Annotated in this window: 25 protein-coding genes; 10 read left to right on the top strand and 15 right to left on the bottom strand. The window is 44.2% G+C overall.

What is annotated here, in order from left to right; genetic code table 11:
• The first annotated feature begins 1 nt into the window (after position 1).
• Together modF and AC6R00_RS01525 are read left to right on the top strand one after the other, a co-directional pair.
• Entirely contained in the window at positions 2 to 1,459 is a 1,458-nt protein-coding gene (gene modF, locus AC6R00_RS01530) for a molybdate ABC transporter ATP-binding protein ModF (protein ID WP_500639119.1), read from the top strand.
• A 111-nt stretch (positions 1,460 to 1,570) separates the two neighbouring features.
• Positions 1,571 to 1,816 carry a Rho-binding antiterminator gene (locus tag AC6R00_RS01525; RefSeq protein ID WP_171324053.1) on the top strand — a complete coding sequence of 82 codons (246 nt, stop codon included), beginning with the start codon at positions 1,571 to 1,573 and terminating at the stop codon, positions 1,814 to 1,816.
• On the opposite strand, the gene AC6R00_RS01520 is transcribed toward AC6R00_RS01525, so the two are convergent.
• The gene (locus AC6R00_RS01520) at positions 1,813 to 2,046 is read right to left on the bottom strand and encodes a glutaredoxin family protein (RefSeq protein WP_004748350.1); all 234 of its coding nucleotides are present in this window, start codon (positions 2,044 to 2,046) and stop codon (positions 1,813 to 1,815) included. The two genes, AC6R00_RS01525 and AC6R00_RS01520, sit on opposite strands and share 4 nt — an antisense overlap.
• A 115-nt stretch (positions 2,047 to 2,161) precedes the next feature.
• On the opposite strand from AC6R00_RS01520, the gene AC6R00_RS01515 reads away from it, so the two are divergent.
• The 3 genes from AC6R00_RS01515 to AC6R00_RS01505 are packed head-to-tail and all read left to right on the top strand — an operon-like array spanning position 2,162 to position 3,935.
• The gene (locus AC6R00_RS01515; RefSeq protein ID WP_171324051.1) at positions 2,162 to 2,665 is read left to right on the top strand and encodes a M48 metallopeptidase family protein; all 504 of its coding nucleotides are present in this window, start codon (positions 2,162 to 2,164) and stop codon (positions 2,663 to 2,665) included.
• 4 nt (positions 2,666 to 2,669) lie between these two features.
• Positions 2,670 to 3,722, top strand: a complete 1,053-nt coding sequence (rlmF, locus tag AC6R00_RS01510; protein ID WP_500639118.1) for a 23S rRNA (adenine(1618)-N(6))-methyltransferase RlmF — start codon at positions 2,670 to 2,672, stop codon at positions 3,720 to 3,722.
• A gap of 27 nt (positions 3,723 to 3,749) precedes the next feature.
• Entirely contained in the window at positions 3,750 to 3,935 is a 186-nt protein-coding gene (locus tag AC6R00_RS01505) for a hypothetical protein (RefSeq protein ID WP_500639117.1), read from the top strand.
• Here the strand turns inward: AC6R00_RS01505 and pilW are convergent.
• Positions 3,932 to 4,630, bottom strand: coding sequence for a type IV pilus biogenesis/stability protein PilW (pilW, locus tag AC6R00_RS01500; RefSeq protein ID WP_500639116.1), 699 nt, complete (start codon positions 4,628 to 4,630; stop codon positions 3,932 to 3,934). The genes AC6R00_RS01505 and pilW overlap by 4 nt on opposite strands.
• 122 nt (positions 4,631 to 4,752) lie before the next feature.
• On the opposite strand from pilW, the gene AC6R00_RS01495 reads away from it, so the two are divergent.
• Positions 4,753 to 5,586, top strand: coding sequence for an alpha/beta fold hydrolase (locus AC6R00_RS01495; protein ID WP_500639115.1), 834 nt, complete (start codon positions 4,753 to 4,755; stop codon positions 5,584 to 5,586).
• On the opposite strand, the gene metA is transcribed toward AC6R00_RS01495, so the two are convergent.
• Positions 5,583 to 6,524, bottom strand: a complete 942-nt coding sequence (gene metA, locus AC6R00_RS01490; protein ID WP_500639114.1) for a homoserine O-succinyltransferase MetA — start codon at positions 6,522 to 6,524, stop codon at positions 5,583 to 5,585. The two genes, AC6R00_RS01495 and metA, sit on opposite strands and share 4 nt — an antisense overlap.
• Positions 6,525 to 6,654: 130 nt before the next feature.
• Between metA and AC6R00_RS01485 the strand changes: the two genes are divergently transcribed.
• Both AC6R00_RS01485 and AC6R00_RS01480 read left to right on the top strand, forming a co-directional pair.
• On the top strand, positions 6,655 to 7,050 hold the full coding sequence (locus AC6R00_RS01485; RefSeq protein WP_500639113.1) for an AAA family ATPase: 396 nt from the start codon (positions 6,655 to 6,657) through the stop codon (positions 7,048 to 7,050).
• Positions 7,026 to 7,463 carry a DUF3859 domain-containing protein gene (locus AC6R00_RS01480; RefSeq protein WP_500639112.1) on the top strand — a complete coding sequence of 146 codons (438 nt, stop codon included), beginning with the start codon at positions 7,026 to 7,028 and terminating at the stop codon, positions 7,461 to 7,463. The genes AC6R00_RS01485 and AC6R00_RS01480 overlap by 25 nt, the downstream gene beginning before the upstream one ends.
• Before the next feature lie 86 nt (positions 7,464 to 7,549).
• Here the strand turns inward: AC6R00_RS01480 and AC6R00_RS01475 are convergent, their stop codons facing one another.
• Positions 7,550 to 7,933 carry a hypothetical protein gene (locus tag AC6R00_RS01475; RefSeq protein ID WP_500639111.1) on the bottom strand — a complete coding sequence of 128 codons (384 nt, stop codon included), beginning with the start codon at positions 7,931 to 7,933 and terminating at the stop codon, positions 7,550 to 7,552.
• 265 nt (positions 7,934 to 8,198) lie between these two features.
• Between AC6R00_RS01475 and AC6R00_RS01470 the strand changes: the two genes are divergently transcribed.
• Positions 8,199 to 9,494 carry a methyl-accepting chemotaxis protein gene (locus AC6R00_RS01470; RefSeq protein ID WP_500639110.1) on the top strand — a complete coding sequence of 432 codons (1,296 nt, stop codon included), beginning with the start codon at positions 8,199 to 8,201 and terminating at the stop codon, positions 9,492 to 9,494.
• A 97-nt stretch (positions 9,495 to 9,591) separates the two neighbouring features.
• Here AC6R00_RS01470 and AC6R00_RS01465 read toward each other — a convergent pair whose 3' ends face one another.
• The 10 genes from AC6R00_RS01465 to AC6R00_RS01420 form a co-directional block, all read right to left on the bottom strand.
• Positions 9,592 to 10,101 (bottom strand): MerR family transcriptional regulator, encoded by a 510-nt coding sequence (locus AC6R00_RS01465; RefSeq protein ID WP_500639109.1) that lies wholly within the window; start codon positions 10,099 to 10,101, stop codon positions 9,592 to 9,594.
• 153 nt (positions 10,102 to 10,254) lie between these two features.
• On the bottom strand, positions 10,255 to 10,884 hold the full coding sequence (locus tag AC6R00_RS01460; protein WP_004748373.1) for a MarC family protein: 630 nt from the start codon (positions 10,882 to 10,884) through the stop codon (positions 10,255 to 10,257).
• 87 nt (positions 10,885 to 10,971) lie between these two features.
• Positions 10,972 to 12,108 (bottom strand): ABC transporter permease, encoded by a 1,137-nt coding sequence (locus AC6R00_RS01455; RefSeq protein ID WP_500639108.1) that lies wholly within the window; start codon positions 12,106 to 12,108, stop codon positions 10,972 to 10,974.
• Complete coding sequence (locus tag AC6R00_RS01450; RefSeq protein ID WP_500639107.1) at positions 12,105 to 13,268, bottom strand: ABC transporter permease; 1,164 nt, start codon at positions 13,266 to 13,268, stop codon at positions 12,105 to 12,107. The genes AC6R00_RS01455 and AC6R00_RS01450 overlap by 4 nt, the downstream gene beginning before the upstream one ends.
• 12 nt (positions 13,269 to 13,280) lie before the next feature.
• Entirely contained in the window at positions 13,281 to 14,261 is a 981-nt protein-coding gene (locus tag AC6R00_RS01445; RefSeq protein WP_500639106.1) for an HlyD family secretion protein, read from the bottom strand.
• Positions 14,262 to 14,270: 9 nt separating this feature from the next.
• Entirely contained in the window at positions 14,271 to 15,671 is a 1,401-nt protein-coding gene (locus AC6R00_RS01440; protein WP_500639105.1) for a TolC family protein, read from the bottom strand.
• A 237-nt stretch (positions 15,672 to 15,908) separates the two neighbouring features.
• Positions 15,909 to 16,397, bottom strand: a complete 489-nt coding sequence (locus AC6R00_RS01435; RefSeq protein WP_500639104.1) for a GNAT family N-acetyltransferase — start codon at positions 16,395 to 16,397, stop codon at positions 15,909 to 15,911.
• Positions 16,398 to 16,635: 238 nt separating this feature from the next.
• A complete protein-coding gene (locus tag AC6R00_RS01430; protein WP_004748386.1) occupies positions 16,636 to 18,162 on the bottom strand; it encodes a tripartite tricarboxylate transporter permease in 1,527 nt (508 codons plus the stop codon).
• 17 nt (positions 18,163 to 18,179) lie between these two features.
• Positions 18,180 to 18,698, bottom strand: a complete 519-nt coding sequence (locus tag AC6R00_RS01425) for a tripartite tricarboxylate transporter TctB family protein (protein ID WP_004748388.1) — start codon at positions 18,696 to 18,698, stop codon at positions 18,180 to 18,182.
• A 208-nt stretch (positions 18,699 to 18,906) separates the two neighbouring features.
• On the bottom strand, positions 18,907 to 19,878 hold the full coding sequence (locus AC6R00_RS01420) for a tripartite tricarboxylate transporter substrate binding protein (RefSeq protein ID WP_367938894.1): 972 nt from the start codon (positions 19,876 to 19,878) through the stop codon (positions 18,907 to 18,909).
• A gap of 393 nt (positions 19,879 to 20,271) precedes the next feature.
• Between AC6R00_RS01420 and AC6R00_RS01415 the strand changes: the two genes are divergently transcribed.
• Positions 20,272 to 23,418 (top strand): HD domain-containing phosphohydrolase, encoded by a 3,147-nt coding sequence (locus AC6R00_RS01415; protein ID WP_500639103.1) that lies wholly within the window; start codon positions 20,272 to 20,274, stop codon positions 23,416 to 23,418.
• Here the strand turns inward: AC6R00_RS01415 and AC6R00_RS01410 are convergent.
• Complete coding sequence (locus AC6R00_RS01410) at positions 23,384 to 24,127, bottom strand: protein kinase domain-containing protein (protein WP_500639102.1); 744 nt, start codon at positions 24,125 to 24,127, stop codon at positions 23,384 to 23,386. The two genes, AC6R00_RS01415 and AC6R00_RS01410, sit on opposite strands and share 35 nt — an antisense overlap.
• Positions 24,128 to 24,129: the final 2 nt, after the last annotated feature.

The raw sequence follows: 24,129 nt of genomic DNA, 5'->3' as shown, positions 1-24,129 counted from the left end.
TATGCAAATAAGCATCAATAACCTCGACATTGAATCTGGCACGAACCAATTGGGAATTGCTCAATGGAAAATTGCTGAAGGGCAATCTTGGGGGGTATTTAGTACCGAAGGGGATATTGGTTCGGCGTTAGGGTGCTTATTCTGTGGAGAATATGAAGTCTCTTCAGAGTCGTTGGAAATGGGCACTGGCAAGATTGCTCAAGTCTCTTTAGTTGAGCAGCAGAGACTGCTTGAAGAAGAAATTGCCAAAGATGACACTGATTTTCTAGACAAAGTCGACAAAGGCACAAGCGTATATTCACTGATTTTTGAGCAATGCCAATCTGACTTACTTACTGAGAAACTGATTGTCGATTTGGATCTGTCACACCTTGCGCAGAGTGGATTTCGAGTTCTTTCCACTGGTGAGACTCGTCGCGTCATGCTCGCCCGAGCACTCGCCACCGAGCCGGAATTGATTGTTCTTGATAACCCATTCACTGGGTTAGATATCGCTCATCGAGCTTCACTCGCCAATTATTTAACCCAACTTGCCAAATCAACTCAGATGGTAGTGACCTTCAATCGCGAGGAAGACATACCAGACTGGATTGAACAAATCGCACTGTTTAACCACGGTAAGCTTGAAAGCGTAATGGGCCGAAGTGAGTGGGAAGCTCACCCTGTTATAAGCCAGATTAAAGCTCAATCCCAACAGCAAAGCGAGCAGATGTTGGATTTGATTCACAGGTATCAACACGAGCATCACTTTGACAACCCAGTATTCGAGATACGTAATGGTAAGGTCGCTTATACCGAGAAGACCATCTTTACCGACTTAAACTGGCGAATCGATAACGGCCAACATTGGCAAATCAAAGGCCCGAACGGGTGCGGTAAAAGTACTCTGTTAGGTCTAATATTCGGTGACCACCCACAGTGTTATTCCAACGACATTCAAATCTTCGGTAATCAGCGGGGATCAGGCGAGTCGATTTGGGAGATTAAGAAGAACATCGGTATGGTTTCTTCGGCACTGCATCTTCAATACCGAGTAAGTTGCAAGGCCATTGAAGTTATTTTGTCAGGTTTTTACGATTCGATCGGTCTATATCAACAGCCAAGTAAAAAAGAGATTCAAGTGGCGCGAGAATGGTTGGAGATACTTCACATGAGTGAGTATGCCAACACCTCGTTTAGACAACTTGATTACGGTCAGCAGAGACTGCTTTTGATTGCTAGAGCGATTGTGAAACAACCGGCTTTGCTCATTTTGGATGAGCCATATCAAGGGCTAGATTATCTGGGCAGAAGGTTAGTTAAAAACACCTTAGAACTGATAGCGCAAGAAAACCTTAGTCAACTGCTCTATGTGTCGCATTATCGGAAAGATAAGCTTGAGAGCATTAGGAATGAAGTTGAGTTTGTTTATGATCAGGAGGCGGGCTGCTATAAGCCTCATGTTCGCTCCAATCTTTAATCAATAGTTTTGTCAGGTTTATGTAAATCTGTTGAACCATAAGTTTCATCATGCATCTAATGTTACTAGAGCGTTAAGTGCATTTGTAAGATTGATGATTTGAGGGAGATTATGATTAGCTGTAACGACTACGATTATATCGAAATTGTGTGCATGTACCGTTATCCGGTAAGGCTGCACCTCAAATCTGGTGTTTACGTTGAAGGTGAAGCATTAGATACGGCTCGTAACGAAGAGAAGCAAGAGTGTATCAAGGTGTGCATGAGTGGAATCGAGCACCTAGTTGTGCTCGATGATCTATCCGAGTTAGAAGTGCTCACCGATAACCCGCACTTTGTTAGCAAGCTGTTTTATTAACCCTTTGACTTGTACATCTTCTCAAAGTTACTTGCGTTCCAGCCAATCATATAACGGTCGCCAATCTTAAGTACGGGTAGCGAACGAGCACCAATTGCGTCCAACTCTTTACGGCCACGTTGCATCTTGGCGTTGGTTAATCGGTACTGATAGCCCTTCGAGTCCAAGTAGCGCTGTGCATCTTTGCAGTGTGGGCATTTGTCTTTTACATACAGTACAAGTCGTTTCATGGTTTGTTCCTACTCGTTTATTAAGCGCAGAGTTTAATGAAAAGGTCGTGAATGGCAAGTACGAATAGAGTAGACTTGTGCCCCTTTATTTATGCTCAACGCCATGACAGTCACTATGAATCCCGCACTTCGTTATATTCAAGGATACCCAGAACATATCGTTACTCCCGTTACTCAAATGGTAGATTCGGGGCGCTTGGCGGCGTGGTTTGAAAAACGTTATCCAGACAACCACACCATAAAGAGTGAGAAAGCGCTGTTTGAATATACAATGGCGCTGAAGAACCGCTACATGAAGAAGACGGCGCCTTTGAGCAAAGTCATCTACGACAACAAAATTCACCTTATCAACAATGCTCTCGGGCTACATACCTATGTGGCTAAGGTTCATGGTGGTAAAATTAAATCAAAGAATGAGATTCGCATTGCCAGTGTGTTTAAGAATGCACCTGAGCCTTTGCTTCGAATGTTAGTGGTTCACGAACTTGCCCACCTAAAAGAGAAAGAGCACAACAAAGCCTTCTATCAGCTCTGCTGCCATATGGAGCCTGACTATCATCAACTTGAGTTAGATGCTCGCTTGTTTATGATCTATCTAGAAACTGCCAAACAAAAATAGAACTATGACGCGCCCAAATAAACAATTTCAATCTAAGAAAGCCGATAAAAAAGACACGCCAAATACCAGCGAGATGAAAGTCGTCACGATTAAAGGGCAGAAAGGGCTGCATAAGCGCAACTTGCACCAAGGGCGCTATGATTTCGCAAAGCTGACAGCGGCTCTACCAGAGCTTAAAAATTACGTAGTGAAGAATCCTAAGGGTGAGCCGAGCATCAATTTTTCCGATCCTTTGGCAGTTAAGCTACTCAACAAAGCTTTACTTGCTCACCACTACGGAGTGACTGAATGGGACATTCCACAAGGTTATTTGTGCCCACCTATTCCTGGGCGCGCAGACTACATTCATCGTCTTGCTGAGATATTAACCAAAGAAAGTAAAAACCTGAAACATAACCAAGTACGTGCATTAGACATCGGGCTTGGGGCCAACTGCATTTACCCTATCGTTGGTGCGACTCAGTATGGCTGGCACTATGTAGGTTCAGATGTTGATTCTGTTTCAGTTGATAATTCTAACCAGATTGCCCAGTCGAATAAGGTACTGAGTGAGCGCGTTGAAGCTCGATTGCAAAAAGATAGCCGTCATTTCTTCAAAGGCATCATCAAACCAAACGAGTTTTATGATGTAACCACCTGTAATCCGCCTTTTCATAAGTCGCTTGAAGAAGCACAGCAGGGAACAGAGAGAAAGATCAAAAACTTATCGGCCAGTAAAAGTAAACGTGGGCAACCTACCGGACAAATGAAAGCTAAATCGTCACCTATACTTAACTTTGGTGGTCAAAAAGCAGAACTCTGGTGCCCGGGTGGCGAAGCCGCGTTTGTAAAAAACATGGCATTTGAAAGCCGTGATTTTGCACAGCAGGTACTTTGGTTTTCTACGCTTATCTCCAAAAAAGAGAATGTGCGATGGATGCGGAAAAACCTCGAAAAAGCGGGTGCTAAAGAGGTGAAAGTGGTTGAAATGAGCCAAGGGCAAAAAGTGAGCCGTTTTATCGCTTGGACATTCAAAACGGAAGTTGAACGCCAAAAGTGGCTAAAACTTAAGAGCTAATCTTGTCGAAAGCATTACGGAGGGTATATGGAGTTTGAAATTTATATGCCCTGTGAACCGATTTGGATCTGTGAAAGTTTTCTAGTCCTGTTTGCGCTTTTGTCTGTGTTGGGAATCGCTGCTTTTATTTACATTCTCTATAAAGAATATCTTAAGATTCAACGTGCATCACGAGTGAGAAGTCGTCGAAAAAAACACCACTCAAAGCGTTAGCTAAAGCTATCTAGTTTACGCTTGTACTCCTCTGCCACATTTGGGTTTCCCGCTCTTTGCTCTAGTTCGATCAACAATTTTAGCGACGGTTTATGCAGCCCAAACTTATGGTGGAATCGAACCAATCTCAACCTTGCATCTTCCAATGAACCAACTCTAATTTCCAATTCAGCCAGTGTTAGAGCTGAGCGAACTCTGTCGGGCTCAAAGTCTAAGGCGCGTTTGAAGTATCTGATAGCTTGCACGGTTTGTTGTGCTTTCATCGCGCACAGGGCTGCGTTTTCGTAACTGGTTGAGGTTAAATAGTAATTCTGTTGCTGGATCGCTTGATTAAAGTACCTGTCCGCAAGGGTGAACTCGCCTTGTTTACATAAAAATGTACCATAGTTGTTAAGCACATTTCCGTTATTTGGGTGACGCTTTAAGGCTTTTTTGTAGAAGGACTCGGCGGATTGAGTTTCTCCAACTTGTTCGTAATAGTGGGCAATAGAGAGTTGTGCTCGATAATAGTTTGGTGAGTGTTTCAAAGCTTGTTCTAAATTTTCTCGCGCTTTGCGCATGTCGCCTCTTTGCATGTAGCCGATACCGAGTTCAATGCGGGCTTCTGAACGTTGCTGGGCATCAGAATTTTGAATCTGGGTAGAGTTCATACAGCCAGTTAGCAATAGGGTTGAAATTAGAATGATTAATCTCATAGGAATACATAAGTTCTAAGACGAGATTGAATGTATATCTCAACTCATCCGGTCTGATTAGCGAGATGAGAAAAGTATGCGACATGTTTTGCAGATAACCGTGTAATCAACTGAGGTGAAGAGTGAGAAACAAAGCGGCAGTTCTAACAACTATTATAAGTTTTTTCATTGGCTTAGCAGTCAAACCTTCGTCTGCAATTGAGTTAAATGCAGAGGTTGAGCAAACAAAAGATGGCCTTGCTTTTGTCAGAATAGCTAACCCAACTGCGAGTCATAGGGTGGTGTTTATTCATGGCTCTCCAGGTAGCCATACCGCGTATGCAGACTACCTCGCCAACGAATCACTGCAGGAGCAAGCAGAGCTGATTTCTGTTGATCGCTTAGGCTATGGAGCATCAAAACCGGAATTAGTCTCTAGCCTTGATCAACAGGCGCAAGCCATTGGTGAACTGCTAGCCAGTGATAAATCTAATATAATGGTTGGACATTCGCTCGGAGCGCCTATCGCTTTGGCACTTGCACTTCAGCAGCCGGATAGGGTCGATGGGATGGTTTTGGTCGCGCCCGCTTTTGACCCTAAGCTCGAAGAACCTAAGTGGTACAACATAATTGCTGATACGTGGCTTATCAATTGGGCACTGTCTAATGATTGGCAGACGTCTAATGGAGAGATGATGCCACTGGCTGAAGAGTTGAGTGAATTGAATGGTAAAGATTGGCGCGTATTGGATACGCTTCCGGTGACGATCATTCATGGCAAAGAGGATACCATCGCAGATCCTGACAACTCGGTATTTGCGATTCAAAAACTAACCGGCACATCAAAGCAGTTGATTGAAGTAGAAAAAGAGGGCCATTTTATTCTTTGGCAAAATGTCCCTCTAATCTCTGAGCAGATCCAACAACTGTTATTTGAAACTCAGCAAGTGAGTAAGTACAAAGCTCAACGACCCTAATCGTCTTTAGTAAAATTGGCTTCGCTGAAGTGATCCAAGTCGTAAGGTGTTTGTTGGTAAACGCAGTAATTTAGCCAGTTGGAAAACAGCAAGTGTCCGTGGCTTCTCCAGCTTGCGGTTGGTTTATTATCTGGGTTGTTATTCGGGTAGTAATTAACTGGAATAACTGGCTCCATACCTTCACCTAAGTCACGAATGTACTCATTGTGCAGGGTGTGAGAATCGTACTCAGGGTGACCTGTGACAAATACGTTTCGCTTATCTTTGGTGGCTGCCAGATAAACACCTGCGACGTCTGATGTTGCAAGAATATCTAAGTCAGTATGTTCGGCAAGGAACTCTGGAGAGAAATCAGCGTAGCGGGAGTGTGGCGCTAAGAAGGTGTCATCAAAACCACGCAACACAGGGTGATAAGGCTGGTGGATCTTATGGTGGTATACCCCAGATAGCTTATCCTTACGAGTACGTTTAGGCAGATCGTAGAGTAGCTTCAAGCCTGCTTGGGCAGCCCAACAAACATAGAGCGTTGAAGTGACATGTTCTTTCGCCCAACTCATGATGGTTTGCAAGTGTTCCCAGTAGATCACATCTTCAAATTGAACCAGGCCTAATGGCGCACCAGTGATGATGAGTCCATCAAAGTTACGTCCTTTGACCATTTCAAATTGGCGATAGAAGTTATCTAAGTGCTCTGTCGGCGTGTTTTTGCTTGGCCTATCATCGATGCGTAGTAGCTCAATATCCACCTGTAGCGGGCTGTTTGATAGCAAGCGAAGGAACTGGGTTTCCGTCTCAATTTTCTTAGGCATAAGATTGAGGATCAGCACCTTAAGCGGACGAATTTCCTGTGTTGACGCACGAGACTCGGGCATGATGAAAATGTTCTCGGTACGTAATACGTCAGATGCGGGTAATCGATCGGGGATCTTAATTGGCACAGCTTACTCCCTAAGCGTATTTATGGACGTCTATACTTCTAAACTTAACCCAATCAGAATGAGATGTCGATAGCCAATTTGGTCCAATTTATATTAATATTCGTGCGTGAACTCACTAGTTAAATTCACTATGACCTTAAAACTCACCTTGATTCGAGGCTTGCCCGGATCAGGTAAAAGCACATTGGCAAAGACAATCGATGCCAAACACTATGAAGCTGATATGTATTTTATCAACGACTGTGGCGAATATGTCTATCAGCCGCAGCAAATCGCACATGCTCATCGGTGGTGTCAACAGATGACTGAGCAAGCCTTGCTCAACGGCGACAGTGTCGTTGTTTCAAACACGTTTGTTCAACGCTGGGAAATTGTTCCTTACCTGAAGCTGGCTAAGCGCGTTAAAGCCCAATTTGAAGTAGTCGAATGTCATAACAATTATGGCAACATTCATGGCGTTGCGCCTAATACGATAAAATCTATGAAAAAACGGTGGCAAGAATGGCAAAGCGTTCCCCAGTTGTAGAGATGACTTCTTACGGGATTTACAAAGAGTGGGATTCTAAATCTAAACACTTGCCTAAGATTCAAGAGTTCACGACCAAAGTCCCCGCCGATGAAGAAATTGAATTTGGTTTCATCGTCAATATAAAGAAAGCCAAAGGTGAAGTGATAGAGTTTTGTATCGTTCACCCAGGAGTGAAAGGTAAAAAAGGACAAACTTTAGAACCATTTTGTGGCGACTTGCATGTCGGAAGTAATGACTGGGATTTTTATCTGGGTGACACTATTCAGTTACTTGATCCAGTTGACGGGTTTGAATCAAACATTGGCAAGTGGCGCATGACTATCACGTTGAATGATAAGGTGATTGCTGAAAAAACGTTTGACGTGTACGCGCGTGATGAAGGTGAGTTTTGGAAAAAGCGCGGTTTTTAGTGGTTTGTCGAAGGAAAACATTGGGTATCTAAGGGCGCACAGTGTATATAAACCTGTTCGGCGCCCCTGAGTCATAGCTTGTTAACTCAAATACTAGAGAAGTCATACCCAGCAGCAAGCAACAAGCCGCGTTCATGTTTAATGAGTTGAGCGCGGTCTTCAATCAGTTCATGCAACGCTTGGCGCGGCTTACATGCCAGAGTTCTAAAATCTTCGAAAGACTGCGACGCTTCAATTTCAGCAAACATTTTGCTGATCACGTTTCTAGCTTCACATGGGTTGTTTTCAGTTTTGAAGTATTCTACACCTCGCGCAGCTTCACGAATTTCCGCCAGTAGCTCAATTGGGCTTGATTCCTGCGCCACAGACAAATAGTTATCTAGCACTCGCTTGGCAAACAGTAGCTCTTGTAATGGTATGTCACGACCACTTTCAATCAGTGCCGGACTAAGAATGTTATTTGAGCTCATCGACTATCCTTGGTTCAAATGTATCAATTGCCTAAGCAGTCTAAATTATCATCGCGCGAAAGGGAACAATCTAATTTGCCCAGACTGTAAGGGAGTGCCGATGTTTTTCCTTAGTAATTCGTATCTTGCGCATCTTGTAGATTACTGAAGCTCGACAAGTGGTCAAAGCAGCGCCAATAAACAGTGATATTCGATAATTTATATCTGAGTGATGACTATAATTACAGCACTATAAGTAAGTGTATTGCCCAAGGAAGGTTAATTTATGTTGTTTTTTAAAAATAACGAACCAACCCAGACATCTAACCATTCTGATCATGTCTATGCTGCAATCAAAAAACATGTTGCTTGGATAGAGTTTAGTCCTGAGGGGGTCATTCAAGATGCGAGTAGACTGTTTTTAAGTGTTGTTGGGTACTCGTTAGAAGAAGTAAAAGGAAAGCACCATCGGATTTTTTGTTCTGACGGTTATATTAGCTCTGCGGCCTATCAGAGTTTTTGGCGTGACTTGGCCAAGGGAGTGACCAAAGAGGGGACATTTGAGAGAAAGAACAAGCAGGGTGAAACCATTGTTCTCGAGGCGACGTATTTTCCTATCTACGATTCCGAAGGTAAGGTGTCTAGCGTGGCGAAGATTGCTTCAGACATCACTGAGATGTTCTATAAAAACCAAAAAAATGATGCACTGTTTTCTGCATTGGATAAGTCGCAAGCTATTATTGAGTTTGATCCCAAGGGCACCGTCATTGCAGCCAATCCCAATTTCTTGAGCACGCTCGGATACAGCTCTTCTCAAGTGGTTGGGCAGCACCACCGAATGTTCTGCTTTGACGAGTTTTACAAGGACAATCCTCATTTTTGGCGAGATCTCGAAGATGGACAGATCAAATCAGGTCTTTTTCAGAGACGTAGTTCTCATGGAGCGAGCGTTTGGATTGAAGCCACATACAATCCTATTAGAGATGAAACAGGGAAAGTGGTGAAGGTCGTAAAATTTGCAAGTGATATAACTGCGCGCATCGAACGTAACCAAGCAATCGCGGAGGCTTCTGAAGTGGCTTATTCGACTTCAGTTGAGACAGCGCAAATTGCGCAAGAGGGATCCCAACTACTAGCGGACTCAGTTGAGGTGTCACAGAATGTCTCCAAAAAGGCGCAAGAAACGGTTGAGAAAGTTCAGCAATTAAATGCCAGCTCCCAAAATATTCAAAACATTGTTTCTACTATTCAAGGTATTGCCGACCAGACGAATTTGCTAGCACTGAATGCGGCGATAGAAGCTGCGAGGGCAGGTGAGCATGGGCGTGGTTTTGCTGTCGTTGCTGACGAAGTTCGACAGCTTGCCTCTCGCACTTCAGAATCTACTGATGAAATTGTAAAAGTTGTCGAAGAAAACCAAGGCCTAATCAATGAAGTAACAGACATGATGAGTGAGGTTTCAACGATTTCTGAACAAGGAAACTCGAAAATAACTGAGGTTTCAACCGTTATGGATGAGATTCATAAAGGGGCTGAAAATGTTTCCAACACTGTTATGGGGCTCTCGGAAAGTCAATCGTAGTCGTTGATCTAATGTGTATATGGGGCCTGTTTGATAGGCAGGCCTCTCTTATATAGAGCAATGCAGCAGAGCTAAGAATCTCTCACGCTATCTTGCGTTACAGTTGACGAATCTTTACTATTTCTTCTTGCTTAATTCCTAGTGACTCTAGGAATTTTTGATGCTCTTCTGGCTCCATCTCTTCAAACTTTTGATGCCACTTCAGCATGTCATCTTCATTGAACCCAGCCGCGGACATGATTTCTACCCAACGTTGTTTATCTACCATGTTTTCGTTTAGTAGTTCAGGCTCTTGGAGTAATACGACAATCGCTTTTTGTTGGTTGCGTAGTGCTTGAATTTCTCGCTCCAAGTCACTGAAATGATCTTTTAACAGTTGAGTTTGAGATTGGCCTTGCTTGTTTAGCAGAGACTTGATGCTCGAAATAGAAAGGCCATATGAGCGATAAGAGATGATAGCGTCGAGTCTTTCAACTTGTTTCTCGCCATACCAGCGGTAACCGTTCTCGGATCGATGAGATGGCAGTAGAAGGTTTTCTCGCTCGTAGTACAAAATAGTGGTGCGGGAAATACCGAATTGTTTAGCAATTTGAGTGACGGTGAGCATAAAAACTCCAAGCCTTGGTCGATTCACTAAAGTTAAACCCTATACCAATAGACGGGTCAAGTTTAGCAGGAGCGACGGGAAGAAAAGTGATGTCACAAGAGTGATGACGCAAGGCAAAGAGTTGTACCTTGCGTATCAGGAAAAAATGCAGCGCTACTTTTGGAAAAGAATATAAGCGTCATGGACGCCTTGAATCAGCATCTGCATCCCTATTACCGTTAGAATCAGCCCCATTAAACGGGTGACGATATTGATTCCGCTTTCACCAAGTTTATCGACCAGTTTTGGGCCAAACAAAAAGCAGACAAAGGTGATGAGACAAAGCAAGGCAAATGCCGCGATTGTCACCACAATGCTGAAGATATCGCCTGAGGCAGAGTAGTTCATTGCCGTTGCTATGGTGCCTGGGCCCGCTAAGATAGGCAGGGCTAGTGGCGAGATGGCAATATCACCGTCTTGAGCGGCTTCTTCGCTGTCATGACTGTGCATCTTGGATGAGTTGCCTTGCAGCATATGATAGCCAACGAGAAAGACGAGAATGCCACCTGCTAAGCGAAGAGCTGGCAGGGTTATGCCAAATACTTCAAAAATGCCTTTACCAAGAAAACTAAACGCAGCAACAATGGCAAATGCTGTTGCCAGAGCTTTGAACGCCGTTTGTTTGCGTTGCTCTGCGGTTTGTTGCCCAGTCATTCCGACAAAGACAGCCGTGTTAGCAATTGGGTTCATCATTGCGAAGAAGCCCATAAATACCGTGACAGCAGTCGTGGTTAAATCGTGCATCAGTCAATCACTCATTTAGTCAGTTTAGTAATCACATTAGCACAATTTATAAAAATGGAGCTATCTATAGCTGCAAATAAATGGCATCTAGCTATCTGATTTTAAGCTGTTTTTTAAACTCCACAGAGCAATAGAGAACCAAACCAAACTTTGCAGCCAAAGTTGAGTATAGTTATCTGAAATGTTCTGCCATGTGCCGCCCATTTGATTCAAGGTCAAGAAACTTTGAATAGCTGGGGTACTCGGAAAGAGTTCCGACAACCAAACCATTGGGGTAGGAATCGCTTCAATTGGCCATATAAAACCCGCGCTAAACACAAGTGGCATTGAGCTGACCAACACGACTAACGTCACTAATTCGCGTCTTGGCGTGATGGATCCTAACCAAATACCTATCGCACAAGATGCTATCAAAAAGGGCAGTAGCAGGGTTAAAAGCTCTGTTGCATGTGCCAGTTGATTAACGCCATGCATAGAAAAACTGGCGCCAAAGTAGTACATGCTTAATAAGTAATAAACCGCGATTAAAACCAGGATACGAACTGAGATGAGTTTTAGTGGAGAGGTATGACTCCAGTAACCCGTTCCGTGTTTTTGCGTCCCTACCATTAACCCTGCTGCCATTGCTAGAGTTTGCTGCAAAATGAGCACAAACACCGCAGGCACGACGTAATCCACATAGCCCATGCGTGGGTTAAATGTTGGTTTTAGATTCAGCTTAGTCGCGGCATATTGATCGGCTGCTTTTGATAGTGGTTGACCGTCAATGAGTAGTTTAGCCACTTTAGTTTGCGCTGCTAAGGTCCCACCTGCCTGAGCAAGGCCTTCTACGATAGTGCCGTAAACCAAAAAGTAAGATGCATCTCCAGCGTATGAGAGTGTTGGGCTTTTCCCAAGCATTAAGTCTTTATAAAAGTGCTCTGGAATGACGAGTATCCCGCTCACGTCACCATCGAGAAAAGATTGATGAGCGTCTTCCAGTGTGTAATCTCGCTGCACAACGTTAACCTGTGGCGTTGCATCAACCATGAGTTCCAGTTGGTAGCTTGTTTGGCTTCTGTCTAAGTTAACCACACTGATCTTCTGTTCTTGTGGGGTTTGGTGGCTATAGGGTAAAGGATAGAGGAATGAATAAAACACCACGCCGCCAAATACGGTAAGAACCACCACAGGATTGGTAAGTAGTGCTTTAAGTTCCGCTTTGACCAATTCAAAGAAACTCATAGTGTTGCCTCACTTACGACCTTGGACTCTTGATTGTTTAAGTGCTTTTTTGCCAGCCCAATGGCAAGCATAGCGGGTACAAGGTAACCAAGCATAGGCAGTAGATGGTGTAAAGATTCTATCCATGCTTGACCGTAACTGACTTGGCTGACCTGTACTTCTATGTAGTGGCTGATAGGTAATAAACTACGCCACGCCTGGGCAAGGCTATTCATATCGGTAACAGGGAAGGTAATCCCCATAAAAGCAAAGCTTGGGGCGGTATATGCGCCAGCGAAACTCATCGCTCGTGCGGCGTCGAGAGTCAAAAAGAAAAACAGGCTGCCCATGATCATACAGGCAATGATGGTTATCCATTGAGCGACGATCAAAACCAAAAAACTACCATTCATCGGCCACTTAAACCCTAAGTAAAACCAACACAAGAAAGCGAAACCTTGTATGACGAACACCCAAGAGTAGGGGGCAAGTGTTTGAAAGATTGCACGAGCAGGGTTATTGCCGAGCCAGTGATTGAGCCCTCTGTCGCGTAAATTCGCCGATAAGACGAGAATGGTGGTCACAACCACAACAATCTGCCAAAGCGCGGGGACCACCGCTGAAACTAAGAACTGCGCGTAATTGGAGTTCTTATTGAATAGGGGAGTGATTTGCGTACGAATCGGTACCGCTTTTCCGAGCGCAGAGCTTAAAGTCGCATTACCTTGACTTAAATTGCCGACAGCACTGACTTGCGCATTAAACGTTCCTTGAGCTTGAAGAAAGGCAGAGTTGATCAACTTACCCACTAAGATCATTTGGCTGTTGTAAAAGACACTCACCTGAGGCGCTAACTGTTTATACGTATCTTGTTCAAAGTTAGGTGGGATAACGGCATAGGCGTAGATGTCACCCTCAACCAAGGCTTGTTTGGCTTCTAGCACACTCGCGAACTGCCTATCGACCTTCATTGCCGATGTTGCGTCGTAGTACCGAATCAGCTGCTGAGACATTTTGCCAGAGTCTAGATTTACGACACCGATGGGCAAATCTCGCGCGATACCTTGCGAGAAAATTGCCCAAATCATCACGGCCAGCATAACAGGTAGCCATGTCAAACTAGACAATAGCCATTTGTCGCGTCGGATAATTGAAAACTGGGAAACGCTATGATCAACCATATCGCGACCTAATTATCCCTTTAGTTCAACAACTAGGCTCATGCCCATACGCAGATTCTGTACAGGTTGAGTTGGCCTTGCTTCTACCTCGAATGTTCTTAGGTCAAAGCCCTGAGCTGCATCGGTCGAACGCCAGGTTGCAAAATCACCCATAACGGCAACGTGAGACACTTTAAACTCAATTTGCTTGTTAAGCGCTGGAACGAAAGCGGAGAAAGTTTGACCTTTTTCAAAGTGACTGAGTAGATCTTCACGTACGTTCAAGACTGCCCAAGAATCATCGGTATCAATCACAGTCACAACAGGAAAGCCCTGAGGAGCAAGTTCACCACTTTGAAGCAGTACTTGGGACACTTCACCGTCGAACCAGCTTTCGATAGTCGTGTCTTCGGCATAGGCTTCAACTTCTGCAACTGCACCCGCTGCCATTCGTGCTTTTTCTGCGGCGGCCAGCTTGGTCTCACTACGTGCACCTTCTTGTGCCATTTGGTACATTTGGAAAGCTGCACTTTCAGTGTACTTAGCGGCATCCCATTGGGTTTTCGCTTCGTCACGTTTTTGTTCGGCGACTACCCCTTCTTTATAGAGGTTGTTGACGCGAAGATAGGTTTTTTCCATCAGAGCCGATGCCGCTTTCGCTTTTTGCCACTGGTCTTTCGCCGCTTGGATTTGCTGAGCGCGTGCACCTTTTTCCGCTTCCATTGCAAGGGCACCCGCCGCTTTCTCACCTGCTTTTGCCTGTTCTAGCTTTGCTTCAATTTCTGGGCTGTGGAGCGTAAAGATGAGCTCGCCTTTTTCGACATGATCGCCTTTGCGCACCATTACCTGATCAATTCTTCCCGGTACTTTGGATGAGATACTGTATTGCTGAGATTCAATCTGACCTTGCAAGCGAACCGGTTTTGGTTGATAGGCTTGGTAAAAGCTATAGCCAACCCAAGATGCAACGCTCAATGCGACAGCCGTAAGTAGAAGTGGTTTTGCATTTTTCATCTTAGATCCTTATTTGCTCGAAATATTGATAGCGTTGTGTTGGTATTGGCTAAATGCATCCATCTCACTCGATAGTGCAAGTAACTTGGAGAGTGAGATCAAATAGTTAAAACTTGCTGCTGCTTTCTGAGTTTGAACGCTAGCGACGTAAAGCTGCGCATCTACCACATCGGTGGAGGTGGATAGTCCTTGAGAAAAGGCCTTTTGACGTAGATTGAGATTTTCGCTCGCTAACTCAATGCTTGATTCCAGCCCAAGAACTTCCTCTTGAGCTTGTTGCGCTTCAAGGTATGTTTTCTGAACCAGTACGGAAAGATCTTGTTTTGCTTGCGCTTTTAGGTAGCGGACTTGCGAAACTGCGCTGTGCGCAGCTTTAACCTGATCGCTACGACCAGAATTCTCGATCAAAGGAATATTCACACCTACACCGACCAACCAATCGGGTTTCATTTGGCTCGCGAGTGAGTCGTCTTCATGGAGGCTGTAATCCCCATACAGATACACTTCAGGGTAGTATTTACCTTTTTCTGCTTTGATTAAGCTATCGGCTTGCTTCTCTTTTGCTTCCAGCAGCGCTAAGCCTGGGTAGGTATCAAGAGTACGTTCTACGAACAAACTCTGCTCTGGTAAGTTTTGGTTGATAAATAGGCTGTCGGCAGGCTCAACATTGGTTGTTTGGTTTAGGATCTGGGTGAGCGCCGATTGAGCGATCTCTAAACTCTTCTCTGCTTTTTTACGCTCAATGACCGCTTTATCTAATGCGGATTCTGCTTGCAAGCGCTCGACGCGGGCTATCTGCCCTTGTTGCTCCAATTTCAGAGCGTTGTCTCTGTGCTTAGTTAACCCTTGCTCGACGAGTCGGCGAGTTTGTACTACCTCTTGAGCCAATAGAACCGAAAAATAGTATTTGCTGAGATCTTCAAAACGAGCTTGGGTTTCCATAGCCAACTCACTTTGCGCTTGTTCTTTACGACCTTCGGCTGCGGATTGGGCCGCGTTGATGCGCCCGCCAGTAAAGATCGGCCAAACGGCTCGGATTGAAGAACTGAAAATATCTCTTTCAGTAATGGTAGAAGTGACACCACCCAGCCCGGCAAGCAGTTGGTTAAATACAGGCCCAAGGTTTGGAAGGTGTTGACCGGTACTTTCAAAAAGCTGGTTACCAGAAACCTTTACATCAGTATCTAATCGCGTGTAGTTAGCGCCAACAGTGACTGAAGGTAAGTTGAGGTTATCCGTTGCGTTTTTAAGATGTTCATAGCGCTCGACATTCGAGCGTTGCGCGGCCAACGAGTTGTTTTCTTGTTGCAAGACTTGCCAAGCTTGATCGAAGCTGATCGCAGCGGCGTTAGAAAGGGGAGAGTAGACGCCAAGAAAACCGATCAACAGCGCTATGGGACGCAACGACATAGTGATGTACTCTATTTGTTAAAAAATAGAGTTTATACTCTAGTTTCTGTGCGGGCAATCACTAAATTGTAAAAAGTATGGCGTTTTGACGTCGACCAGGGCTTGTAATAAATGCATGCCATTTAAGTGGTCATTCTATAGAAATAAAAGAGTATTATTGGCTCTAAGTAGTTAATTATCTAAGGGAAGTAAAAATGAAAGGCAGTCTACGACTGGGCACAAACTGCCTTTTAAGTCTTAAGGTGTGTATCGGAGCCCAAGCATCTTACAGTTGTCTTCTAGATACGGTTTAGTGATGACGTTGAATCCAAAACCTCCGTAGTAATCTTTTAAATGCTCTTGAGCCGAGATAAAAATGGAGTCTTGCGGGTAAAGCTCTTTTGTTGAATCGAAGCTCACCCGCATTAGTTCGCTGCCAATACCTTTCCCTCTGTATTTGAGGCTAACAATTACCCTGCCAATACATACATCGTTAGCGTCATCTTCAATTAAAGGGAGTACTTCTTTTGGGTAACCAAGTTGCTGCGGCATGATACGGCTGTACGCTACGAGTTCTTCACCGTCAAATCCCATTACATGATATGTCTCAGGGTGTGTGTCTTTTCCGTCTAGGTCGCTATAGGACTCTTCCATCTCGACGATAAAAATATCTACCCGAAGACGCAAAAAAGCGTAAAGCTCCTGAACGTTTAACTGATCAAATTTTTTGATTCTCCACTCTAGCATTATTTTTCTCCTTATCTGCATGGAGAACAAAATAGAAGACTCGCGGTGCTGACTCATTAACTTATGTTAAGAATTCGTACTTTGAATGAGTTTTATTGGAGGATTAGTTGGAAGCGATTATTTGATGCCGGAAATGGTGTGTGGATTAATGCAGAAAGCTCAATGTTTCAACCAAAAAAAGCCAGTCGGGTTACGACTGGCTCCGGTCAAATCAAACCAAATTACACAGGAGTGATAGTTACTGCTCTACTTTTTGAGGTGTTGGCTTTAACTTTTGGAACAGTTTGACAAACAGTGGGCTGAACAAGACAAGCACCGCTAAGATTGAGAATGTCATAGTAATTGGACGTTCCCAAAGGAAGCTCAGTTCACCGTCGCTGATCATTAATGCTCGGCGTAGGTTCTCTTCCATCAAACCACCAAGAATGAATCCAAGTAGTAGGGGGGCGAGCGGGAAGTTGGCCAACCTGAGTGCGATTGCTCCCATTGCGATCAACAGCATAATGAAGACATCCATTGTGTTGAACGAGACAAGGTATACACCTGTGATTGAGAAGAACAAAATCATAGGGAGTAGAACCGTTCTCGGAACTGCAAGTAGCTTGGAGATGTACGGAATAAGCGGTAAGTTCAAGATCACCAGCACAATGTTACCAAAGTACATTGAGATGATAACTGACCAGAACACATCTGGATGCTCGACAAATAGACGTGGTCCTGGCTGAATGCCGTAAGCAATCAAAGCACCAAGCATAATAGCGGTGGTACCAGATCCCGGAATACCCAAAGTTAGAAGAGGAACAAACGAGCCACTTGACGCCGCATTGTTAGCTGATTCTGGTGCGACTAGACCACGGATGCTGCCTTTACCAAATTCTTCTTTCTTCTCTTTTGGCGCGAGATTACGTTCCATACCGTAGCTAAGGAAAGCTGCGATTGTGGCACCAGCCCCTGGAAGTACACCAGTAAAGAAGCCAAGAATAGATGAACGAATCGAAACTGGCGCCACTTCTTTCACTTCTTCTTTAGTGACTTTCATGCTGCCGATATTGCTCATTTTATCTTGTTCGTCTGAGCGGGTGTCTTGCTCAGGCTTTAAGATTCCCATCAAGGTTTCGCCTAGGGCAAAGGTAGCCATTGCCAACAGTAGGAAGCTAAAGCCATCCATTAGATCAGTTAGGCCAAAGGTAAAGCGTTCAACACCAACCCCTTTGTCGATACCAACCGTTGATAGCATCAAGCCTAGAATCGTCATCATCCATGCTTTAAGCACTTGTCCTTTACCTGCAAAACCAGCAACCGCAGAAAGACCGAGTAGCATCAAGGCAAAGTAGTCTGAAGATTGGAAACTTAGCGAGACGTTAGCCAATGCTGGAGCGGCAACTAACAGCATGATCGCGGATAACGTACCACCTGTGAATGAAGAGTATGCCGCAAGTGCAAGGGCTTTACCCGCCTGACCTTTTTGCGCCATAGGGTAGCCGTCAAAGGCAGTAACAACGGTTGATGAACAACCAGGAGCATTGATTAGGATTGATGATGTTGAACCACCAAATACCGCGCCGTAGTAAACCCCCGCCATCAATATAAGACCTGAAGATGGCTCCAAACCATAGGTAATAGGGATCATCAGGGCGATAGCCGAAATTGGGCCAAGACCCGGTAGCATGCCAATAAAGGTACCGACAAAACAACCAACAATCACCATCATGATGTTCATTGGCATCACTGCGGTCGAAAGACCTTGTAAAATTCCATCTAACATAATGTTATTTCCTTAAATTACGACCACATGGTGAAAATAACACCTGGCTCTAAGTAGATATCTAGGCCTTGGGTGAGCAGAAGGTAGAAAGCGATGACAAATGGGAAGGATGCACCAAACAGCACTTTCTTACGTCGTTCACCTAACAGATAGAAACCTGCAAGCAAAAAGAATCCTGTTGCAATGACGAAGCCGACATAGGTGAGTCCAACACCATAAAGCGCCATTAGAACGAGAAAGCCGATAAGCAGTTTCCAGTTGAAATCGACCACGGCACCGCTTTTTACATCAGGCTGTCCCGTTACCAATAAAAGTAACGAAAGGCCGATACCTGCGAATGTTAATAGCGTTGGTAGAGTGCGAGCCGTAAAGGGTTCGTATTCATCGCCAGGAAATAATGGGATTTGGGTTGTCTGGTAGCCATAACAAAGGCAGACAAGCAAAAATATCATCGCGCCAACACGGTCGCGACAGAGTAGGTTTTCTTTTGAGAAAAAATTACCTTTAGTGAATGAGTTCGTTGGCAAGTCCGACATATCCAACTCCATTTGCGTTACAGGTAAGGAAAGAAAAAAGCCGTACACGAGAGTTAATGAGCATGTTTCACCAACGAATAAGCCATTTGCTGCTAGTCAAAGAGGCCTAACTGTTTATAAATAAACAGAGGAGATTGTGTAGTTAGCCCATGTACGGCGAAAAGGGATGAGGGTGGTGCAAGTCACCCTCATACAATCGATTTAACGATTATTTTAGGAAACCAAGTTCGCGCATTAGGTCGCCCATTTGCTTCTCTTGATCTTCTAGGAATGCGTAGAACTCTTTGTCTGCTTTGTAGTTATCAATCCAACCGTTACGGTCACGAACTACTTGCCACTCGTCTGTGTTGTACATCTTAGTCAGAGCTGCGTTCCACTCGTTAATCTTCTCTTGGCTAGCGCCAGGTGCTGCAAAGAATCCACGCCAGTTAGCAAACACAGTTTCGTTACCGTATTCCGTTAGCGTTGGGATGTCAGGTGCTGCTTCAAGACGTTTTGGTGCCGTTACTGCTAGAATCTTAACTTGTCCAGATTTAGACATTTCTAGAACTTCACCTAGGCCTGTGGAAAGCAGTTGCGTTTCACCTGATAGAAGGGCTGCCATTGCTTTACCGCCTGCATCATAAGCGATGTAACGTACTTTCTTAGCATCGAAGCCTTCGCCTTTGAATGCAGCCGCAACAACAAGGTGATCCATACTACCTCGTGCTGAGCCACCAGCTATTTTTACTTTACGTGGGTTCGATTCAAATTCTTTAACAACGTCTTCCCATGTATTGTATTTAGAGTCAACGGAAGTAACGATCGCACCGTAGTCAGCGATAGTCGCTGCAACAGGTGTCAGGTCACGGAAAGATTGTGGGAAAATGCCCGTTAGTGAGCGTACTACGATTGGTGTTGAGTTCACCATAAGCGTATCTTCTTGACGCTCTGCCGTTTCGATTAGGTGGGCAATTGCTTTACCGCCGCCGCCACCAGACAGGTTCTGGAAAGAGACGTTATCGACGATATCAGATTTAACTAACACATCACCTGTGCCACGAGCTGTCATGTCCCAGCCACCACCTGCACCACCAGGGATTAAGAAGTGGATTTTCTCTACATCAGCTGCAAAAGCGTTAAAAGAAAAAGACGCAGCGATGATAGAAGCGGCTAGGGTTGGTTTTAGTACCTTAAACATGATTCACGTTCCTTATGTATGGGCATATTCTTCTTTGAGAACACGCTTATCGTTATCAATTCTCTAGTAACAAGGAGGGAACTTGTTGCTAGATGCGTTTAAGGTTAATGATCTGTTAAATTCATGTCTCCAATACGTTGATAAAAAGAATATTGGTCATTGTGGAGGTTTTGTTCATAAAGTTCATGAAACAAACACATCGCCGATATATTAAATACTTAGCAGAGTCTCGATTGTGCAATTATAATGCAATTTGTCTCATAATTTATAGGATGTTGTATTGATATATAGAGGATTTATTCTAATACTCGAATAAAGCAAAACTATAAAAAAACAATTAGCCCAGTCTTCAAATTAATTCGTTCAGTCAATGCCAATGGAGGGCGTTAAAGAATGAAAAAGAACTCGCGTCAGTCTAGAAAGTTCTCTATTCAGTTTACGGTAGGGACAATGTTTCTGTTTGCCACTCTTTTTACTGCATCTTGTGCAATCGGGCTGCAATACTATTTTGGCAAGCAGCTGTCAGAAGAAAATGTGTTGGCTAAACTCACCACAGCCTCTTCCGGTGTAGGGGCTTACCTAGAATTGGTCGACAAAAACGCTACAAGCAGCGTTCAAATTCTAAAAAGTGTTGCAGAGTCAACCAATCACACCTTTGCAGAAACTGAAATTCGTGACATTTTCACATTAATTCTCGCGGATAACCCACTCTTCTATAGCCTCTACGTTGGTCGTGATAACGATGATTTCTATCAGATCATTAATTTGGAATCTTCGCCAATTGTAAGGAAAAAAATTGATGCCGACATCAATGATCGTTGGGTAGTCATTAAAATATCGGGGCCGGAAGAAAGCCGTATTCGCACGACGAGTTATTATACTGATAGCTTCGAACTGACCAAAAGTGTTGCAGAAGACAGTAACTATTTCCCCACTCAAAGACCTTGGTATTTAGGCACTAAGGAAACAAAGATTTTTAAGACGGAACCTTATCTCTTTCAACATCTAAAAATTACCGGTCAGACATACTCTATTCGCACTCAATCAAGAGTTATTGGAGTTGATATTGTTCATTCTGCGATGAAAGAAAAGATGACACCTATGCAGCTAGGGCTCTCTTCTGATAGTGGCGCTGAATCTTTTGTATTTAATGACAAAGGTGAGGTCATTGCGGCTAACGTAGAGTTGTATCATGAAGTGCGTGTTCCGCAACCAACTCCTTTAGCACTGAGCGATGCCGAGAAAGCGGCTTTAGAAGTAGCGGGTTCGCTTATGGTCTCTAATCAAAATGACTGGGGGCCTTACGATTATGCTCAATCAGGGCAGCCTAAAGGATATGCGATAGATCTGCTGACCATAGCGTCGAAGATGACGGGTATGCAGCTAGAATTTGTGAATGGCTTTGATTCTGTGACGTTGTCGCAAATGTATCATCAGGGAGAACTTGATATGCTGCACTCCGTACCAGCGTCTGAAGCGGTGAGTGGAGTGAAAAGTGTCGCTATGTTTAGTGGTGAATTGGCGCTGGCTTCAAATCCTGATAAACCAGTTTACTCGTCACTGGCCGAGTTCTCTCAAGAGCCTATCGCTGTTGTCGGTGGGTATGGAATGAAATCGTGGCTATCAGAGCGAGCACCAACTTTAAACCTTATTGAAGTCACGAGTTTGGATGAAGGAAAACAAGGACTTGCCTCAAAACGCTACGACTACATCATTGATACGTTTCACACCTTATCTGAGCTGAATGAGTTATCTAATATTGAACAAGCTAAGGTAACAAAGCTGTCAGGTATCGAAATGCTACCCTTTCATTTTTATATGAAAAAAGAACATAGCTCGGTAGTCAACGTCTTAAATAGAGCCTTGCTAGCGATTACGCCACAACAACGAACCGCTTTGAAAAAGAAGTGGTTGGACTCCAACCAATGGCGGGGAACGTTTGTACCTTATCCGGAGCTGTTCTCATTGTCACGTAATCCCAGCCAGCATAACTCGATGGTGAAAGTTGATATTCAAGGGCAACAGTACTTTGTCTACGTTACTCCGCTGTTATCTGAACAAAACCACAACGAGTTCTTTGCTGTCGTGTTACCTGAAAATGTGGTCTTTGAGCAAGTTTGGCCTAAGCTGATAACATCCATCGCGCTTACTGTTCTGATAATGATGATCTTGCTTCCTTTAGCTTGGAAGTTTAGCGCCCCCATTGTTATTCCAATTAAAGCCCTACGTGTAGAAACTAAGAAGATAAAAGCAAGAGATTATGACGCAGTATCTCTGGTGAATACACGCATCAAAGAAGTGTCTGAACTCTCTGAGTCCATTGCCTCTATGGGGGCGGCACTCAAACGACACGAGAAACAACAAGAAGATTTTGTTGAGTCTTTCATAAAACTGATTGCTCAAGCGATTGATGATAAATCTCCTTATACAGCAGGGCATTGTAATCGTGTTCCTGAACTTGGCATGATGTTAGCCAAGGCAGTAGAAGAGTGCCAAGAAGGTAAATTCAAACAGTTTAAATTCGAGAATGATGATGAAAGGCGGGAATTTAGAATCGCGGCTTGGCTGCATGATTGTGGAAAGATTACGACTCCAGAGCATATCGTTGATAAAGGCACTAAACTCGAAGCGAACTATAATCGTATCCATGAAATTCGTATGCGTTTTGAAGTGCTTTGGCGTGATGCCGAAATTGAGTATTTGAATTCGCAACTCGCTGCAACTAAAGATAAGAGCGCGGCTCTAGCGGAGCTTAAACTGTATAAGCAAACTTTACAGGAGGAGTTTGAGTTTATCGCCAAATCCAATGTCGGCGGGGAGTTTATGGGTCAAGAAGAAGTTGAACGAATCAAGCAAATTGCTGGTAGAACTTGGCAAAGGAACTTTGATGATCGCTTAGGTCTTTCCCCATTCGAAGACTTGAATAAACCTCAATCGGACGTTGTGCTTCCCACCACCGAACCGTTACTTTCTGACAAACCAGAGCACATACAAAAGCGCATTAGACCACTCGAATTTGATGAGAAGTTTGGTATAAAAGTGGATGTGCCAGAACATCAGTATAACTTGGGCGAGATCTACAACTTATCTATTTCGCGCGGCACATTGACCACAGAAGACCGCTTTAAGATAAACGAGCATATGATCAGTGGAATAAAAATGCTTGAGGCTTTGCCATTTCCAAAAGAGCTGAGTCGAGTCCCTCGTTACGCTTCTACTCACCATGAAACCCTTAAAGGCACTGGCTATCCACGTAGATTATCAGCAGAAGAGATTTCAATTCCAGAGAGAGTGTTAGTGATTGCTGATATTTTTGAGGCGCTCACGGCGGCAGATCGGCCCTATAAGAAAGCAAAACCTGTCAGTGTAGCCGTAGATATCTTGCATAAAATGGCTCTCGATGAACACGTTGATATGGAGCTATTCTTGCTGTTCCTCGAAAGCGGGGTTTACATGGATTACGCGCAAGCGTTTCTTCCAGAAAGCCAAATCGATGATGTTGACATTAGTCAGTATTTTTCAAAGCAACAAGTCGCTTAGCTAGGCGGATCTGTTGAGCGAGTAGAACCTGATACTTTGAAGCAACAGCTCTCGAATCTGGGATCTTATTTGCTGTTACGAATTCTGTAATGGGTAGCCCTTGATATGGGTGCTTACCCAAAACGGTCTGAAGAGCTACTGCTAACGAGACATAGTCATCTTGAGTAGTAACAAGACCATGACGTTTTATTGCGCTTAAACTTCCGAAACTCGGAGTAACAGAAGAATGGGGTTGTTTCGAATAAGCTTGACCGATTGGTAGAACGCTACCAAGGTCGACAAAGATGGGTTCACCGTTTGCACTGATCACGATGTTTGCAGGTTTGATGTCGCCATGAATAAACCCCGTTTCATGAATGGTTTTCAGGCCGTCTTCAAGTTTTGAGATCAACGCGACGTCGTTGAGGAAATTACACTGCGCTAGCGAATGGCCTTCTACAAATTCGCACATCAACCAACTGACCTGATGATGGCTATCGGCATCGATAAAGCTGGGCCAATAGCTAGAGGCATAGTTCGCGAGAAAACTAGCTTCGTTGTAAAGTTGAGATTTAGCAAGTGTGGAAAGGGCAAATTTAAGGGCAACCTTTCCATGTGAGGCGCTGTCGACGAGATACACGTGATGACCAATATGCGAGCAATAGGAAACCCCTAAAGCTCGCATAGTGCTTCGGATGCTAGGGTGGAGCGCAGAGCTAGCATCCTTCATTT

Source organism: Vibrio sp. R10-SF1-ISO8 (assembly GCF_059833805.1).
The sequence above is the reverse complement of the archived record's forward strand: the minus strand, read 5'-3'. Positions and strand labels throughout refer to the sequence as shown.

Coding starts and splice junctions, on each gene's coding strand:
- AC6R00_RS01445 (WP_500639106.1), bottom strand. CDS start 14,261: ATGAAAAATGCAAAACCACTTCTACTTACGGCTGTCGCATTGAGCGTT.
- modF (WP_500639119.1), top strand. CDS start 2: ATGCAAATAAGCATCAATAACCTCGACATTGAATCTGGCACGAACCAA.
- AC6R00_RS01460 (WP_004748373.1), bottom strand. CDS start 10,884: ATGCACGATTTAACCACGACTGCTGTCACGGTATTTATGGGCTTCTTC.
- rlmF (WP_500639118.1), top strand. CDS start 2,670: ATGACGCGCCCAAATAAACAATTTCAATCTAAGAAAGCCGATAAAAAA.
- AC6R00_RS01475 (WP_500639111.1), bottom strand. CDS start 7,933: ATGAGCTCAAATAACATTCTTAGTCCGGCACTGATTGAAAGTGGTCGT.
- AC6R00_RS01515 (WP_171324051.1), top strand. CDS start 2,162: ATGAATCCCGCACTTCGTTATATTCAAGGATACCCAGAACATATCGTT.
- AC6R00_RS01410 (WP_500639102.1), bottom strand. CDS start 24,127: ATGAAGGATGCTAGCTCTGCGCTCCACCCTAGCATCCGAAGCACTATG.
- AC6R00_RS01520 (WP_004748350.1), bottom strand. CDS start 2,046: ATGAAACGACTTGTACTGTATGTAAAAGACAAATGCCCACACTGCAAA.
- AC6R00_RS01465 (WP_500639109.1), bottom strand. CDS start 10,101: ATGCTCACCGTCACTCAAATTGCTAAACAATTCGGTATTTCCCGCACC.
- AC6R00_RS01440 (WP_500639105.1), bottom strand. CDS start 15,671: ATGTCGTTGCGTCCCATAGCGCTGTTGATCGGTTTTCTTGGCGTCTAC.
- AC6R00_RS01485 (WP_500639113.1), top strand. CDS start 6,655: ATGACCTTAAAACTCACCTTGATTCGAGGCTTGCCCGGATCAGGTAAA.
- pilW (WP_500639116.1), bottom strand. CDS start 4,630: ATGAGATTAATCATTCTAATTTCAACCCTATTGCTAACTGGCTGTATG.
- AC6R00_RS01435 (WP_500639104.1), bottom strand. CDS start 16,397: ATGCTAGAGTGGAGAATCAAAAAATTTGATCAGTTAAACGTTCAGGAG.
- AC6R00_RS01430 (WP_004748386.1), bottom strand. CDS start 18,162: ATGTTAGATGGAATTTTACAAGGTCTTTCGACCGCAGTGATGCCAATG.
- AC6R00_RS01450 (WP_500639107.1), bottom strand. CDS start 13,268: ATGGTTGATCATAGCGTTTCCCAGTTTTCAATTATCCGACGCGACAAA.
- AC6R00_RS01525 (WP_171324053.1), top strand. CDS start 1,571: ATGATTAGCTGTAACGACTACGATTATATCGAAATTGTGTGCATGTAC.
- AC6R00_RS01420 (WP_367938894.1), bottom strand. CDS start 19,878: ATGTTTAAGGTACTAAAACCAACCCTAGCCGCTTCTATCATCGCTGCG.
- AC6R00_RS01455 (WP_500639108.1), bottom strand. CDS start 12,108: ATGAGTTTCTTTGAATTGGTCAAAGCGGAACTTAAAGCACTACTTACC.
- AC6R00_RS01505 (WP_500639117.1), top strand. CDS start 3,750: ATGGAGTTTGAAATTTATATGCCCTGTGAACCGATTTGGATCTGTGAA.
- AC6R00_RS01415 (WP_500639103.1), top strand. CDS start 20,272: ATGAAAAAGAACTCGCGTCAGTCTAGAAAGTTCTCTATTCAGTTTACG.
- AC6R00_RS01480 (WP_500639112.1), top strand. CDS start 7,026: ATGGCAAAGCGTTCCCCAGTTGTAGAGATGACTTCTTACGGGATTTAC.
- AC6R00_RS01425 (WP_004748388.1), bottom strand. CDS start 18,698: ATGTCGGACTTGCCAACGAACTCATTCACTAAAGGTAATTTTTTCTCA.
- AC6R00_RS01470 (WP_500639110.1), top strand. CDS start 8,199: ATGTTGTTTTTTAAAAATAACGAACCAACCCAGACATCTAACCATTCT.